The organism is Aporhodopirellula aestuarii, from assembly GCF_023701485.1.
In the GTDB taxonomy this organism is placed as follows: domain Bacteria; phylum Planctomycetota; class Planctomycetia; order Pirellulales; family Pirellulaceae; genus Rhodopirellula; species Rhodopirellula aestuarii.
This window is the reverse complement of record NZ_JAMQBK010000073.1, coordinates 1-12,681: the sequence shown is the minus strand read 5'-3', so window position 1 is coordinate 12,681 and position 12,681 is coordinate 1. Positions and strand designations below refer to the sequence as shown.

The window sequence follows — 12,681 nt, the reverse complement described above, 5'->3', positions numbered from 1 at the left end:
CTTCACCCTCCCTCCTCTCTTCACCCTCCCTCCGGGAGGGTCGGCCCGCTTCGGGCCGGGGAGGGCTCAGCACCAAACTCCACCCGACCCTCCCCTCGCTTCGCTCGACCCTCCCTGAGGGAGGGTGAAGACAAACGCGGCTAACAGCTCCCCGTCAACATCCAAGCGGCTAATTCTCCGCAGGTAGGGCGGTATCGGTAGTCTCTTCCGGCGTTGACCGACTTGATCCATCGAGCGAATTCGTATCGTCGGGGATCAGTCGGCCAGCCACCTTTTTTTGGACATCGAGGAACCCCTCCGCATCCGTGGCGGCATCGATCAAACCGAACACCTCATCGGTGCGGATCGAATCCAGAACGCGTGGCGACAACTCAAACATCGTCACGCGGTAATTGATCGCCAGCACGTCAACGAGAAACTGGTAGGCGTCCGTCATCAACAGATCGCTCGCACCGGCGTGCAAGTTCATTAACACACGCATGCCGACATCAAATATCCGGCGATACTGCGAGACCACCGCGCCGCGAATCGGACGACCGTAGTCGTCCATGTCGAGCATGCACGGCAACCGAGTGTCGTACGCGTAAGGAGTGCCGTCGCCCTCATACCACTTGAACAACTCGGGAACCTGCCACGACTGCCTATTACTGAGCGTGATCACCTTGCCCGGGTGCATCACCTTTCGCTGCAAATCCCCCGGGGACAGCATCGCCGACGGATCGATCCCGATCCAATACGGCGGGTGATCCGCATCGCCCTTGGGCGCTGCGATCCACTGCACACCAGGGAAATCCCCAGGCTTGATGCCGCTCGATCGATCGACCACCGTGATCCCACTGCCACCGTCTGGCCCCGGCGAGATGCCACGGAACAGAGGATCGGGGCATTGACTGCTCAACCCGACGTCCGCGACCTGGGACGACGAGATGCTGACGCGACCCGGGACGTAGTAAACGAATGCCTTACTTGTCATCGGTCGTTACCTTGCTCCCTTCATCCGCCTTTCCGCCAGTGTTCTTTGACTTTTTCGGCGGATCCGGAGGCGAGTCCGCGGCAGCTCGCAACTGCTGCAACAACGTTCTCGCGGTCCCCTTGCCGTAGGCCTCGACGAGTTCACTCGATCGTGGGCCGATCTTCTTGAGGATGCGGTCGGCACGCTCCGACCCACACCCGAGGATGCAACAAATGACGCGATTGGGTGTCAACGCTTTCTTAACGCTGGCTTTCTTCATGACGGTTACGCTCTCTTTTCAAAGAAAGGGATGGGTGAGAAAATTCAGAAACGCCTCTGCGATTACGTCGGGTTCAAATCGAAGGCTGGGTCGAACACGATCATCGCGTTGGTCTTGTCATCGAGCGTTGTGATCCGCACGCCCATGGTTGCCGAATCGTTGCCGCTGCCCTCGGTCACGCCAACTTGCGCCACTCCGTCAAAGGTCATCTCGAGGTGGGATGTGCCCGTCGCGTACGTGCCCGTACCGATCACCCGTTTGCGGGCGACCAATGAGGTGTTCGAATGAGTCGCACGGATGCCGCCGATTGGGATCCCGGAGGATCCGAATTGGCTGAGATCCTTGGTCGTGATGTCGATGATGGGTTGCACCTTCTTGACCCGCAGACTCAGCGGATAGGTATCGCCGTCGTCGATCTCCGGTTCGACTTCAATGCCAAAGTTGATCGATACGGTTGTATTACGAGTGAACGTGATGCCGGCGACGGTGATCGGCCCGAGGTGGTACCCGAGCTCATCGGTCAAACCGGTCGGTAGCGTTGCCGCCCCCGTCGTGATCGGATCGTTCGCCCCCTCACGATAAGCGGCAACTCGTGCCGACATGTTCCCCCGGCTACCATGCTGCAACGTGATCGAGTCGGGAAACACGAACCCCTTCGCAATCGATCTGGCGATGTGACCACTAGTGGCGACGGCACCGCACGCGGTCCATGAGGCGAAATTGAGAACGAACCCGTTCTCGTCCAAACAAACCCCCTCCGCACCGACGATCGCCAGCAATCCTGCAATGTCGTAGGTCGATAGGGAACCAATGCCGTTGGCCGAAACGATTTCGCCGTATTGCGGTTTGACGAACCCGGCCGCGACATCGCTCTGCACCTCGATCCCCGGATCGATGCTTTGTGAAATGATCGCGCCGATATTCGTGCCGTTGATCGCGGCGCTGTGGGCTGAAAAGGTCATGTCAAACTCCGTAAAACAGGAATGGAAATCTACGTGGTGAAATTGCGAGTGAACCGAGTGTCATAGGCTTCGCCCAATTCACGGTTCTCACGAGGGGTGATGATGCGGAACTCTTCCGCCATGTTGATGTTGCTATTAGCGTGACGCAGGTTGAGCTTTCTCAATCCCGGATACTTCACCCGCACGCCGCTGGAGTCCGACACGATCACCGCCGTCGCCTTGGCGTTGCGTTTCGATTCCCCGGAGTACTCCAGCGGATTGCGATGCCCGAACTTGCGTTCTTTGCGACCGGTGTAGGAACGCGGGTAGAGTTTGTTCTGCCGCGTCATCCGTTCGCCCTGGCGAGGCGTGTAGCCTGCCTTCTTGGCGTGCTCCGGGGTGAACCGATTGGGCATCTTCGACTTGTGGAAGTCTTCACGCCCGACCTCGCCCCACGTCTTCGTGCTCGCCGCCCGGTACTCTTTCGCGAGTGCTCGAGCGACCGGTTTCTTCGATTTGACTTCAATGCGAAACATCAGCCCCATCCCAATTGATAGAACAGAATCGCACACCAAATCGGACGCTCTTCGGCGATCACCGGGGGCGTGTCCGAATCGTCGTAGTCGACTTCGTCATCCGGATCCGCGTACTCCGGGGTGTCGTCAAACTCGTCGAGCCACGGCTTGATCAATCGAGGCGAGTGCATCACCACATGAGTCTTGCCGGGGACGACTTCGCCGGTACCGCCGAGCGCACGGATTTCGGTGTCGATCAAGTCGAGTTGATAGTTGCACCACTGCTGCTGCAAATTCAAGTCGCCCACAAACTCGGCAGCATCCGGAACACGCAACCAGAACCCGAGTTTGATATTGCGGTCGACTACTTCACCGATGCGTTGGCCGTGATCGTCCGTCCGGAACTCGACCTCGGACTCTTCAACGAGGATCCGCGGCGGTGCCATGTTCTCCGCGGTGTACGTCGCGATCTTCTCGAGCGCCGCCTCCGCGTCGGCAACCTCCAAGGCATCCCGCACCGATTCGCATTGCGATAGCAGCAACGAGATCAGGTAATCGGTGGAGAACTTCCCGGAGGGCGTGAAAGGCATCTATCGTTTGCTCTGAGCTCGATACTCGATTTCGCAACTACATTTCAGAGTCATCGAATCGCGATCACGACCGATCACCCCGTGCACCTTGACGTTCACCCACCGCTGCGTGACGGGGTCTTTCAACTGCACCAAATCTTTGCCGTCCTCTTTAACGACAACGGGAACGTTCGCCTCCTGCAGGGTTCCCCGGCCGATGATCCGTCGCGCCGGCAACTCGATGTACACGGTTCGTTCGGTCGATCGACCGCGGTCACCCTTCGATTTGGCTCCGGACATTGATTCGTCCTCATCGTGCCAATCCGCATCGCCGATCAGTTCATACTTCGCCGCCTCAACGCCGCGAGGGACGTAGAACACCGTCTCTCCGTCCATCGCGATTGCTGACTCGGCGAGCTTCTTGAAGGGACTCATGTCCTACTTGCTGCCGTCCAATTGCTCGATGATCAGTTCGGCCTCGGTGACGAGCTCATCGGTGAATCCGGGGAGATCGGAGAGAACACCCTCATTGGCGACAAACTCCTTCAGTCCCTCCGGACTCGCGAAGTCAGTGTTCTTCATCTCCTTGGCGTTCGCCTCGAGCACCGTCATCAGTTCATCACTGACCTCGATCTGCTCACCATCCGTTTCGGACTCGTTGTCCTTCGAATCCAGCTTCGGAGTCGTTTCGGTCTTCTTGGTTGACTTCCGACGGCGCTGTCGCTTCTTGACCGGTTGGGGCGTGTCTACCGAAGGCTTGCGACGCTTCAGCAACGTTGGTTGACTGCGGAATTTCCGCTTGGTGTTGACCTCTTCCACCTTCTTGAGATCACGGTTGTGACACTCCTCGAAGATTTCGCTGGTCTGTTCCCAGTCGGTGTCGAAGTCGCCGCGCCCGCCGTCTCGGGGGACAATGATCACGAGGGCATGCCCCATGTCACGACGCACCGCCTCAAACTGCTGCTCGGTCAACGCGACCGGCTGATCGGGTTCGAAAACGATTAGCTTCATCTCCTCGCCCGCTGGTACGCGACGGCGGAATGAGGACTTGCGACCAGGGATTCGAGTCACCCAGATCTTGGTCGCAGAATGGGTTTCGGATGTGGTTCTTGCCATTTCGGTTTGCCTTTCATCGGTGTTTATCATCCTGTTCATCTTCCTGTTCATCTTCACCCTCCCTCCGGGAGGGTCGGCCCGCTTCGGGACGGGGAGGGCTCAGCATTGAACGCCACCCCATAACCGTCGCCCATCGCTTCGACTACGCTTCTTGTGCCCACTTGCAGCGAGTCGCGAGCCACCACAGCATCGGACCAATCGCGTATCGAGCGTTGCCGCCGATCACGATGTCCTTCTCCAACACGTCGGTAACAAACTTGTCACCGATCCGGACTTTTTGGCGATCCTGGAACACGAACGGTTTCGCGTCACCTTCGGATCGGTACACGTCGAAGTAGCCGCTCGATTGACCGATCAACGGGACGATCGTCGGATTGACCAACGTGTAGTTGTTCGTCACGCCGTTGACGCTGCCTTCGACCGTGATCTTCAACGCCGACGTGAACGCCTCGTTGAACAACTCCCAATCGTCGAGGGAACAATAGATCGTCACCCCTTCGAACGGTTGCGCGGTCGGGAACGTGTACAACTCACCGCGATCGTTTCGGTAGGTGAGCATGTTCTTCAAAACCGCGTGCACCGCTTCCCGGATCTCGGTGAGCGTCGGGTTGTCGACGTCCGCGATCTCGACGGTGACGAGGTTGCTCTGAAGTCCCGAATCGCCGAACTCGTGATCGGTGTCGAAGAACGGTTGCCCGTCGAAACATTCGATCGTCTCGAGTTCCGCCATCATGTCGAGCAACAACCCCGAGGGGTGTTTCCGGAACGTGCCGGCGAGACGATCGGCAAGGTTGTCGAAGTAGCCGGTCTTTCCGTCGTCGATCTTCTTCTTCGGCAATCGGATACCATTGACCCAATCGCGGTTGCGAAGGGTGTGGCCGGCCGAGCGGATCTGACTGAACGTCTGATCGCCGAGCCACTCGACCACGGTGGGCATCGCGCCCATCCAGTCGTACTCTTCGATGTCCGTATCACTCGGCACAGTCATGCAGAGATCGGGGACGATGTCGGTGAAGTTCTCGAGCTGCGTCTCGACGCGGTGACGCACTTTCTGTGCGACGTTGGCGTAGAGAGCGTTTTGCACGATAGCCATGGATATTCTTCCTTTGAGAAAAAGCGGTTAGCTGTTAGCGTTGAGCCATTAGCGTTTGGTTGAGTGAGGTGATCTATCAATTCTTCACCCTCCCTTCGGGAGGGTCGGCCCGCTTCGGGCCGGGGAGGGTCAGACACCAATTCCTATACCGATGGCGTCGGAACGTCGAAGTCGATCTTCACCATGACTTTCGTCGCGCTGATGAACTTCTCGATCGTGCCGACATACGGCAGATCCGTCTCGGTCTTCGTGATTTGATAGTTGCCCTTGGCGTGGGCACGCTTTCCGACATCCGCCTGCGTGATGTTGCCGTCCTGTGGCAAGATGAAGCGATGCTGAATGTAGAACTCGACGTCCCGAGCTCCGTTGCCGCCCGCACCGTTGTCAACGCGTTCGTGGGAGATCCCCATGAAACGGTTGGCAGCGGCGGAGATGGTTGGCGTTGCGTGCCCACTCGCCGCATCCTTGAACACCATCGTTCCGTGCGGGATCACTTTGGCGGCGAGTACGGGAGCGGCGGAGAGACCACCCTCACCGCCGGTCATGTCGATGAGTTGGTCTTGTGTTGTGTCGGCGGCCATGATTTTTCCTTTGGATAAAAAAGCGGTGAGCTATTAGCGATGAGCTTTTAGCTTCGTACTAAGAAACGTGTTAAACGCGGGCCCCTCGGACCAACGACGAGTGTGAGTGGATCTTGCTAAATCGGATTGACTCCTCAAAAAGAACTTCAGCCTTACTTCACCCTCCCTCCGGGAGGGTCGGCCCGTTTCGGGCCGGGGAGGGCTCAGCACTGATTTCCCCCCAGCCCTCCCCTCGCTTCGCTCGACCCTCCCGGAGGGAGGGTGAAGTCGTTTTCCCGTTCCCAAACGTCCCCCAACTAGCAACTAGCAACTAGCAACTAGCAGCTAACGGCTAACGGCTAACAGCTAACGCCTAGCAACCAACAACAATCCCCCGATCCTTGCCGGTATCCCGAATCCACTCATCGCGCGGGTACTTCGCCGCGAGCATGGTTTCTTCCATCGCGTCCCACTCTTCGCCGAGTTTGTCGTAGGCCTTTTGCTCGACACTCTTTCCGCCCTGGGGACCGTTGGACTCGTCGTTCGTTTCGGTGGCACTCAGGCGACCGCCCGCTTTCGCCATCTTTTGGAACAAGTCATCCTTCACCGCATCGGCCGAGAGTGCCGAGTTGGACAGATACGACGCGGCGTCCACGCCGGCGACACTGCACAACGCAACGATCTCCTTGGATCGCTTTTCGCCGGCGGCGAGCTCTTGACGTTCCTTGCGATCGCCTTCGATGACATCGGCGAGCTTCGACAACTTCTCGTCGAACGACTTGCCGAGATTTTCGATTGCTGCGTTCGTCTTCGCGAGCGCTTCTTGGGTGTCTTTATCCACTTCATTTTCTCCGTCAGGGGAAGGGTTCAATTGATCGTCATCGGCACCAAACCGATCACTCAAAATCCGATCGCGGAGTCCGTTCAATCGTGTTTCCAGGAACTCGCGATCAGCGTCCGGGAAGACTTGGGAGAGGTATTGATCGAAAACGATCACCAGTTTTGAAGGCAAGCGTCGACCGCTGCCCTCGAGGAATCCATCGAGTGAATCTTCCGACAGCAAATCGCCATGCACCGCGTCACCTCGATCGACCCAGTCGCTCGCTTGCAACTCGGTCGGGTACCACAGCGGCGGTTGACGGTTGCCGTCGGCGTCGTTCTCTCTCATCAACTTGTCGGTCTTGATTGCGACCGAGGTTTGAAGTGCCCCCGGATCCGACTCGGCGAGATCCATCAGGTACACGCCGATCGGCTTGCCGCCCCGTGGACCTGGCTCGAGAGCGGTCTTGTCCATGTGGGCATCGGCGCGGACGATGTTTCGGTTGTCACGTCGATCGAGCCGGAAGTTCTTCGCGCGACCGGTGAACGTACCGAGGCCGTCGTCACTCAGGCTCGGATGCTGAAACCGTTGACGGACGCCGTCGGCTTGGGCGTTGCCGAGATCGACGATCTTCTGCAGCCCCGCGAGATCGAACTCACCGCGGCCGGCCGATTTGAATCTCCCCTCTTCGGCAACAACGAACCCACGGATGATGTTGGCTTTACGATCAACGCCGATCTGGTCGTCACCTTTGACGACACCGGAGCGGAGTACTTCGGGCACTGCGGAAACGGTCATTCGTAGTCGTCCTCTTCGTCGTCATCGGTGGCGTTGGAATCGGTGGCGGTGGATCCGGCCGGAACGGTTTCGCCCTTGCCCTGCTCATCCTTGATCCGATCCGGCAACCCGTGTTGGCGACGCAGGTCCCGCTCGAGTACTTCCTCTTCGATGCGGAGATGAATCTCACGGACTCGCTCGAGGTGTCGTTGTTCCTTCACGTCCTCCCAATCGCCGTTCTTGTCGGCGTGGATATCCGCGAGCGTGGTTTGGTCCGTCTCGAGTGCCGTCTCGTTGGCACCGGTTTCCTTCTGCGGATCGATCACGCCCTGTTGAGTCCCGCCCCAGGCGTGGTCCTCAAAGTCTTGGCGGCATGCGGCGTAATGGATCATGTCGCAAATGGCATCGAACACACCGTGGAAGAAACACGAACCGATGAACCGGCGATGCATCGGTCCGAGCAATTGATGCGTCAGGGGTTGCCGGCCGATGTCGAACGACAACCGACCGTCCAGCATCGCGAGGCGCCCGGACGAATACGTGGTGCGGAAGAAGTTCTTGGCGATCAACTCGTACGGATGATCCAGCGCCGCCGAGACCGCACGCAGAGACGCTTCGATGAACGGAGCAAAGTTTCCACCGGGACGCGACGGGTCGACTTTGACGATGTCATCGTTCTCGCCGATCTCCTGCACCATCGCCGGGTACAGGTCCTCGAAAGGCATGCCGCTTGATGATGACCCCTCACCGTCGTGAATCGTGTACGGCGAGACCTTGTTGCTCGATCCGCGTTTGACGACGACACCGAAGCACGCTTCGATCTGTTTGCCGATTAATTCCGATTCGTGGAAATCGTCGATCAACTTGATGAACGAGAACGCGGCACACAGCCACGGGATCCCTCGAGATCGATCGGGCAGGCACGGTTCGAACACGTGCACCATCTGCTCTTGACCGGCCTCGTTGAATCGAGGCATGAAGTCATAGTCAGAATCGGCACCGCGGCGGAACTTGACGTTCGCTTTGCGAATGTAATACCCGACGATTTGGTCATTCTCGTCGTACCGGATCCCCATCCGGACGTTGTCGTCTGTAAAAAATTCCGGCGGCGTTTCCACCCGCATCGGATGGATCTCTTCGACCGTTAACCCGCATGGACCCGAGAACGGGGCCTCCCGGAAGACGAAGAACGCCTCCCCGTAGATCGAGTACGTCTTCGCCGCGAGACGCTGCATCGCCGGCAGACTCAACCGCCGGCGTCGATCGACCCCGCGGTCACTCCACCGTTTGTACGCACGCTTGCAAGTGCTCACAAACTCCTTGCACTGGTCATCGCTCAGATGCTTGCACGTTGGCAGCGACGGCCGGCACGACAAACCGGTGCCGACGATGTACTTCGCTCGGCTCTCAACGGCACCGTGGGCGTGGGGATTGACCTGATACAATTCCCGAGAGCGGAACTGCATCTCAACGAGCGATTCCTGCAACTGATCATCGTTGGACTGCCGATTGCCGATCCACTTCTTATCCGTCGACTCATTCGGCGCGACCGAAGGATGTCCCAACGTGCTGTACTCGAGCGCCTTGATTCGCTTACGAAGAAACTCCGACGACTGAGCCTCGAGCCGAGCCCGCTCCCGCGCAGCGAGGCGGCGCTGACCGTGAACCGGAGCCACCGTCATGATGACTCGATCGAGTGCCCGGCGAGAACGCTGCCCAAGCGTCTCCTTTTGCTTCGTACGAGGATCCGGCCCCCGGAGCACATCCGTCGCATCGATCATCGGCCCCATCCCACTCATCGACGCAGCCTCCCAAGACGACGTCCCGCGGCGAGAGTGCCATACGTCGGATCGGCCTGGGCACGCAGTTCAGCGATCCGTTGATCGATGACCGCGACGATCTTGGCCGGCTCGAAGTTCTCGAGCTCCTTAAATCGCTGCCGAGTCCGTTTCGCGAACGTGCCCGTCGCCATCTCAAGAATGAGAGCGTCTTTGTGAGCCTCGAGCTCGTCGATGCGTTCCTGGATCGTCGCCATGAATCCATCATGGCGGTCGACGATCACAACTCCAGAGCGACCGTCCTATGTATAGGACCGAGGTCCAAAAGTAGCAACTTCTGGGAGACGCTCGCCTCAACCCTCACCTCCCACCGGCTGCCCCTACGCCGAACCGAACGCCCCCCCCAAAAAAATAGTGGACATCGCCACGCCCACCCCCTCTAATAGGCGGACTTGGCGATCGCAACCGACCTGTTATCGCCGGTTGACCGGCGATAACATCCCCGGTTGCAACTTATCACCGCTTCCAACCGGTGAGAATTACTTTGTTCTGCCTAAATAAAATGCAATCCAAAGCCTTCTCAATATCAATCGTTTCGCTATTCGTGGCTGGAGCAATAGCTTGGTATGCCGCCCGGTGTTGGGCATTCGGCCAGTTCCGTTTTTCTGCTTTACTCGCAGTCGTGCTAGCCGTTGCGCTTGCGATCAATTTCTTGCGTGGAGATGTTTTCAGTCGGTGGCTTACCCTCGCGATAAGTTTGTTTGGAGCCTATTCGTCATTTAATTTGCTCCTTTACATTAGGTCCAGATCCGTCCTCATTGATTCTAAGGAGGTCGCGGGAGATGCGTTTGTTTTACCTGGAATATTATTTTCGATTTGTGCAGTTCTACTGATTGCCTCAAACCTAGACGTTCATCTGCGAAGGAAGGAATATCCGAAGTAATTTTCCTACTCTCGCTGACCTTCCGTTACCCTAAATTCACCAGAAGGCAGAACAATCGCGTGCACCCGAGTACGCGAGTAGGGTGGTGTTGAAGTTGAAAATCTTTCGCGCGTACCGGGTGACGCGTGACGTTACGTCGCTGAACCAACCCATCAACACGTGAAGTCGAAACTTATGCAGACATCAAGAAATCCGCGATTGGGTACAGGGCGATTTCAATGGAACACCGGCGCGTGGTTTGGTTCCATCGCGGGCGGTACGGCGTGGATGATTGTGATGGCCGGATTCTTGGTCGCGAATCGGCAATTGCTCGTTGCCGCAGTTCCGGCTGGTTGCTTTGTTATAACCAACATGATCGCCTTTGCGTTGTGGACGCGTCGTGAACTGAACAACCCGTTTTCAGGGCTGATGGCAATACTGGCTGTACTCGCATTCACCGTGCCATTATCGTACATAGCGGTCTCAGTTTGGGGATCGCAAGAATCACTTGCACAAATGAACTGGCCGTCTTCGGCAATATGGCACGTTGTTGTACTTTTGCTGGTTCCCGCAATGATGGCATGGCTTTACGTTCTTGAACGTCATTCCCAGAATGCACTTGGTGACGCCGACGACGCGACGTAACAACACGATGCACGCGGAGCACGGCTTGCGCGTGGAATCAAATGGAGGATCAATCGTCCGTGCCCGGTGATCGTGGACGTTCGGCAAAGAAAAGGTGTCAGGACTCTTTTACGAGGCAAAGAAAAGGTGTCAGGACTCTTTTACGGCCCACTTCCTAGTCCTGTGCCGCTACGTGGAACGAAATGCGAAGCGAGCAGGGTTGGCTGAAAAGGCAGAGGACTGGTGATGGGGATCCCTGCACCGCTGGTCCCAAAACAGTGAACCGCTGCCAAGGCTCCTGTGACCATGGCCGATTCCGCGTTCGCCCAATCGGCTCAAGCGAGTCAACGAACCACTCGACGAAAAGGAACTCGATCTAATCCAATGGTCGATTCGCCGAGGCAGCCCCCTTAGACAGTCAACTTGGGTAGAATCGATCGCACGTCGCCTCGACCTCGAATCCATCCTCCGCCCACGTGGAAGGCCCAAAAAAAAGAACCGAGAAAGAGAAAAGAGTCCTGACACCTTTTCTTCCCCGCAGACGGCGAACAAGGGCGTGACCTCGGTGAACAAGTCGATCGAGCGACGCGAGGACAATTTCGTTTGCCCGGTTTGAATTCACGTTCGGACGACCGTGATTCCAGAGACCGCCAGGACAATCGTGAAAACAGAGAGGCGGCGATCAACGGAAACGATCGCATTGATCGGTCAATGGACGACGCAAGGGACGCTCTCAACAAAGGCACCAACCGTTCTTCAACAGACCGTCCATCGGTAGACCGTCCCTCAACAGACCGCCCCTCAACAGACCGTCCATCAACAGACCGTCCATCAACAGACCGTCCATCAACAGACCGTCCCTCAACGGACCGTCCCGCAACGGACCGTCCATCAACAGACCTCCCTTCGCAAACCGAAGCGATCGGCGATCGCCTTAATCGCACAGAGAGTTCATTGCGAGACCGTGCCGGAGCGCCGCGTGCTGAAGATCCACGCACGATGCCTCGCAACGGTCAAGCGGATCGAAATCGCTCTGGCGGAACAACACCGCCGTCTCAAGTTCCCGCGGACTTAAATTCAACTCAAGGCCGACCAAATCCGCTGGAACGACCAAACGCGGATTCTCTCCGATCCCAACTCCCACAGAACCCTAACTCGTTGCCATCGATGCGTCGATCGTTGAATGATCGAAGCAACCGTGTCCCCGGTTTGCCCGGAGCCGACTCGTCGCCTGCTCCCTCACGAGGCCCGGCGAATCGATCCGGAGACGTCCCCGGAATCAGAGGGGGCAGCCCCAACCTCAACGTACCTGGCTTGGGATCGGAGGCTGGACGAAACCGCGGACCGGCTAATCCCGGAAGCGGTAACCCTGGAAGCGGCATTCCCGGCCGTGGCATTCTTGGAGGTGGCGTTCCCGGGGGTGGCAACCTAGGGGGCGGCGTTCCAGGAGGAGGAGGAGGCAATCGACGAGGTGGTAACCTTGGAGGCGGCAATCTGGGAGGTGCCAACCTGGGAGGTGGCAATGCGGGCTCGGGAGGAAGCGTCCCATCCCTCGGCGGTCTGATCAAGTAGTGACCGCCCCAAACGTGAGACCGCGCCGTTCTTAAGCGGCTTGTTCCCCCCTGAGACCGACCTCTTCGGAAGAAGAGGTCGGTCTCGGAGCCGTGGGCGTGACATGGCCGCCTATCTTCGTCGTCGCTCTGCGTCTGCAACCCTTGCGGAACTATCCCGACG

The 12,681-nt window shown here is 58.0% G+C and carries 15 protein-coding genes; 2 read left to right on the top strand and 13 right to left on the bottom strand.

The features are described 5' to 3' along the window. Positions 1-169: 169 nt before the first annotated feature. The 12 genes from NB063_RS25145 to NB063_RS25090 form a co-directional block, all read right to left on the bottom strand. The gene (locus tag NB063_RS25145) at positions 170-973 is read right to left on the bottom strand and encodes a hypothetical protein (RefSeq protein WP_250931793.1); all 804 of its coding nucleotides are present in this window, start codon (positions 971-973) and stop codon (positions 170-172) included. Further along, complete coding sequence (locus NB063_RS25140) at positions 963-1,232, bottom strand: hypothetical protein (protein ID WP_250931792.1); 270 nt, start codon at positions 1,230-1,232, stop codon at positions 963-965. The genes NB063_RS25145 and NB063_RS25140 overlap by 11 nt, the downstream gene beginning before the upstream one ends. Positions 1,233-1,294: 62 nt before the next feature. Then, positions 1,295-2,194: a hypothetical protein gene (locus NB063_RS25135; RefSeq protein WP_250931791.1), complete on the bottom strand. Its 900-nt coding sequence runs from the start codon at positions 2,192-2,194 to the stop codon at positions 1,295-1,297. Between the two features lie 29 nt (positions 2,195-2,223). Then, positions 2,224-2,709 (bottom strand): hypothetical protein, encoded by a 486-nt coding sequence (locus tag NB063_RS25130; RefSeq protein WP_250931790.1) that lies wholly within the window; start codon positions 2,707-2,709, stop codon positions 2,224-2,226. After that, entirely contained in the window at positions 2,709-3,278 is a 570-nt protein-coding gene (locus NB063_RS25125) for a hypothetical protein (protein ID WP_250931789.1), read from the bottom strand. The genes NB063_RS25130 and NB063_RS25125 overlap by 1 nt, the downstream gene beginning before the upstream one ends. Continuing rightward, positions 3,279-3,692: a hypothetical protein gene (locus NB063_RS25120; protein ID WP_250931788.1), complete on the bottom strand. Its 414-nt coding sequence runs from the start codon at positions 3,690-3,692 to the stop codon at positions 3,279-3,281. It abuts the gene before it with no gap. Between the two features lie 3 nt (positions 3,693-3,695). Next, positions 3,696-4,373: a hypothetical protein gene (locus NB063_RS25115; RefSeq protein WP_250931787.1), complete on the bottom strand. Its 678-nt coding sequence runs from the start codon at positions 4,371-4,373 to the stop codon at positions 3,696-3,698. 142 nt (positions 4,374-4,515) lie between these two features. Next, positions 4,516-5,466, bottom strand: a complete 951-nt coding sequence (locus tag NB063_RS25110; RefSeq protein ID WP_250931786.1) for a Mu-like prophage major head subunit gpT family protein — start codon at positions 5,464-5,466, stop codon at positions 4,516-4,518. Between the two features lie 143 nt (positions 5,467-5,609). Next, positions 5,610-6,047 (bottom strand): hypothetical protein, encoded by a 438-nt coding sequence (locus tag NB063_RS25105; RefSeq protein ID WP_250931785.1) that lies wholly within the window; start codon positions 6,045-6,047, stop codon positions 5,610-5,612. Between the two features lie 352 nt (positions 6,048-6,399). Beyond that, positions 6,400-7,644, bottom strand: coding sequence for a hypothetical protein (locus tag NB063_RS25100; protein WP_250931784.1), 1,245 nt, complete (start codon positions 7,642-7,644; stop codon positions 6,400-6,402). Continuing rightward, positions 7,641-9,422, bottom strand: coding sequence for a phage portal protein (locus NB063_RS25095; RefSeq protein ID WP_250931783.1), 1,782 nt, complete (start codon positions 9,420-9,422; stop codon positions 7,641-7,643). The genes NB063_RS25100 and NB063_RS25095 overlap by 4 nt, the downstream gene beginning before the upstream one ends. Further along, positions 9,419-9,658, bottom strand: coding sequence for a hypothetical protein (locus tag NB063_RS25090; RefSeq protein WP_250931782.1), 240 nt, complete (start codon positions 9,656-9,658; stop codon positions 9,419-9,421). The genes NB063_RS25095 and NB063_RS25090 overlap by 4 nt, the downstream gene beginning before the upstream one ends. An 845-nt stretch (positions 9,659-10,503) precedes the next feature. Here NB063_RS25090 and NB063_RS25085 point away from each other — a divergent pair. Then, entirely contained in the window at positions 10,504-10,968 is a 465-nt protein-coding gene (locus tag NB063_RS25085; RefSeq protein ID WP_250931781.1) for a hypothetical protein, read from the top strand. Between the two features lie 712 nt (positions 10,969-11,680). Here NB063_RS25085 and NB063_RS25080 read toward each other — a convergent pair. Further along, positions 11,681-11,839 carry a hypothetical protein gene (locus NB063_RS25080; protein WP_250931780.1) on the bottom strand — a complete coding sequence of 53 codons (159 nt, stop codon included), beginning with the start codon at positions 11,837-11,839 and terminating at the stop codon, positions 11,681-11,683. A gap of 291 nt (positions 11,840-12,130) precedes the next feature. Here NB063_RS25080 and NB063_RS25075 point away from each other — a divergent pair, with 291 nt between their 5' ends. Beyond that, positions 12,131-12,379 carry a hypothetical protein gene (locus NB063_RS25075; RefSeq protein ID WP_250931779.1) on the top strand — a complete coding sequence of 83 codons (249 nt, stop codon included), beginning with the start codon at positions 12,131-12,133 and terminating at the stop codon, positions 12,377-12,379. Positions 12,380-12,681 lie beyond the last annotated feature (302 nt).

What these genes read in the sequence shown, in the direction of transcription:
- NB063_RS25135 (WP_250931791.1), bottom strand. Translation starts at nt 2,194, where the DNA reads ATGACCTTTTCAGCCCACAGCGCCGCGATCAACGGCACGAATATCGGC.
- NB063_RS25075 (WP_250931779.1), top strand. Translation starts at nt 12,131, where the DNA reads ATGATCGAAGCAACCGTGTCCCCGGTTTGCCCGGAGCCGACTCGTCGC.
- NB063_RS25115 (WP_250931787.1), bottom strand. Translation starts at nt 4,373, where the DNA reads ATGGCAAGAACCACATCCGAAACCCATTCTGCGACCAAGATCTGGGTG.
- NB063_RS25080 (WP_250931780.1), bottom strand. Translation starts at nt 11,839, where the DNA reads ATGGACGGTCCGTTGCGGGACGGTCCGTTGAGGGACGGTCTGTTGATG.
- NB063_RS25140 (WP_250931792.1), bottom strand. Translation starts at nt 1,232, where the DNA reads ATGAAGAAAGCCAGCGTTAAGAAAGCGTTGACACCCAATCGCGTCATT.
- NB063_RS25100 (WP_250931784.1), bottom strand. Translation starts at nt 7,644, where the DNA reads ATGACCGTTTCCGCAGTGCCCGAAGTACTCCGCTCCGGTGTCGTCAAA.
- NB063_RS25125 (WP_250931789.1), bottom strand. Translation starts at nt 3,278, where the DNA reads ATGCCTTTCACGCCCTCCGGGAAGTTCTCCACCGATTACCTGATCTCG.
- NB063_RS25095 (WP_250931783.1), bottom strand. Translation starts at nt 9,422, where the DNA reads ATGAGTGGGATGGGGCCGATGATCGATGCGACGGATGTGCTCCGGGGG.
- NB063_RS25145 (WP_250931793.1), bottom strand. Translation starts at nt 973, where the DNA reads ATGACAAGTAAGGCATTCGTTTACTACGTCCCGGGTCGCGTCAGCATC.
- NB063_RS25105 (WP_250931785.1), bottom strand. Translation starts at nt 6,047, where the DNA reads ATGGCCGCCGACACAACACAAGACCAACTCATCGACATGACCGGCGGT.
- NB063_RS25120 (WP_250931788.1), bottom strand. Translation starts at nt 3,692, where the DNA reads ATGAGTCCCTTCAAGAAGCTCGCCGAGTCAGCAATCGCGATGGACGGA.
- NB063_RS25110 (WP_250931786.1), bottom strand. Translation starts at nt 5,466, where the DNA reads ATGGCTATCGTGCAAAACGCTCTCTACGCCAACGTCGCACAGAAAGTG.
- NB063_RS25130 (WP_250931790.1), bottom strand. Translation starts at nt 2,709, where the DNA reads ATGTTTCGCATTGAAGTCAAATCGAAGAAACCGGTCGCTCGAGCACTC.
- NB063_RS25090 (WP_250931782.1), bottom strand. Translation starts at nt 9,658, where the DNA reads ATGGCGACGATCCAGGAACGCATCGACGAGCTCGAGGCTCACAAAGAC.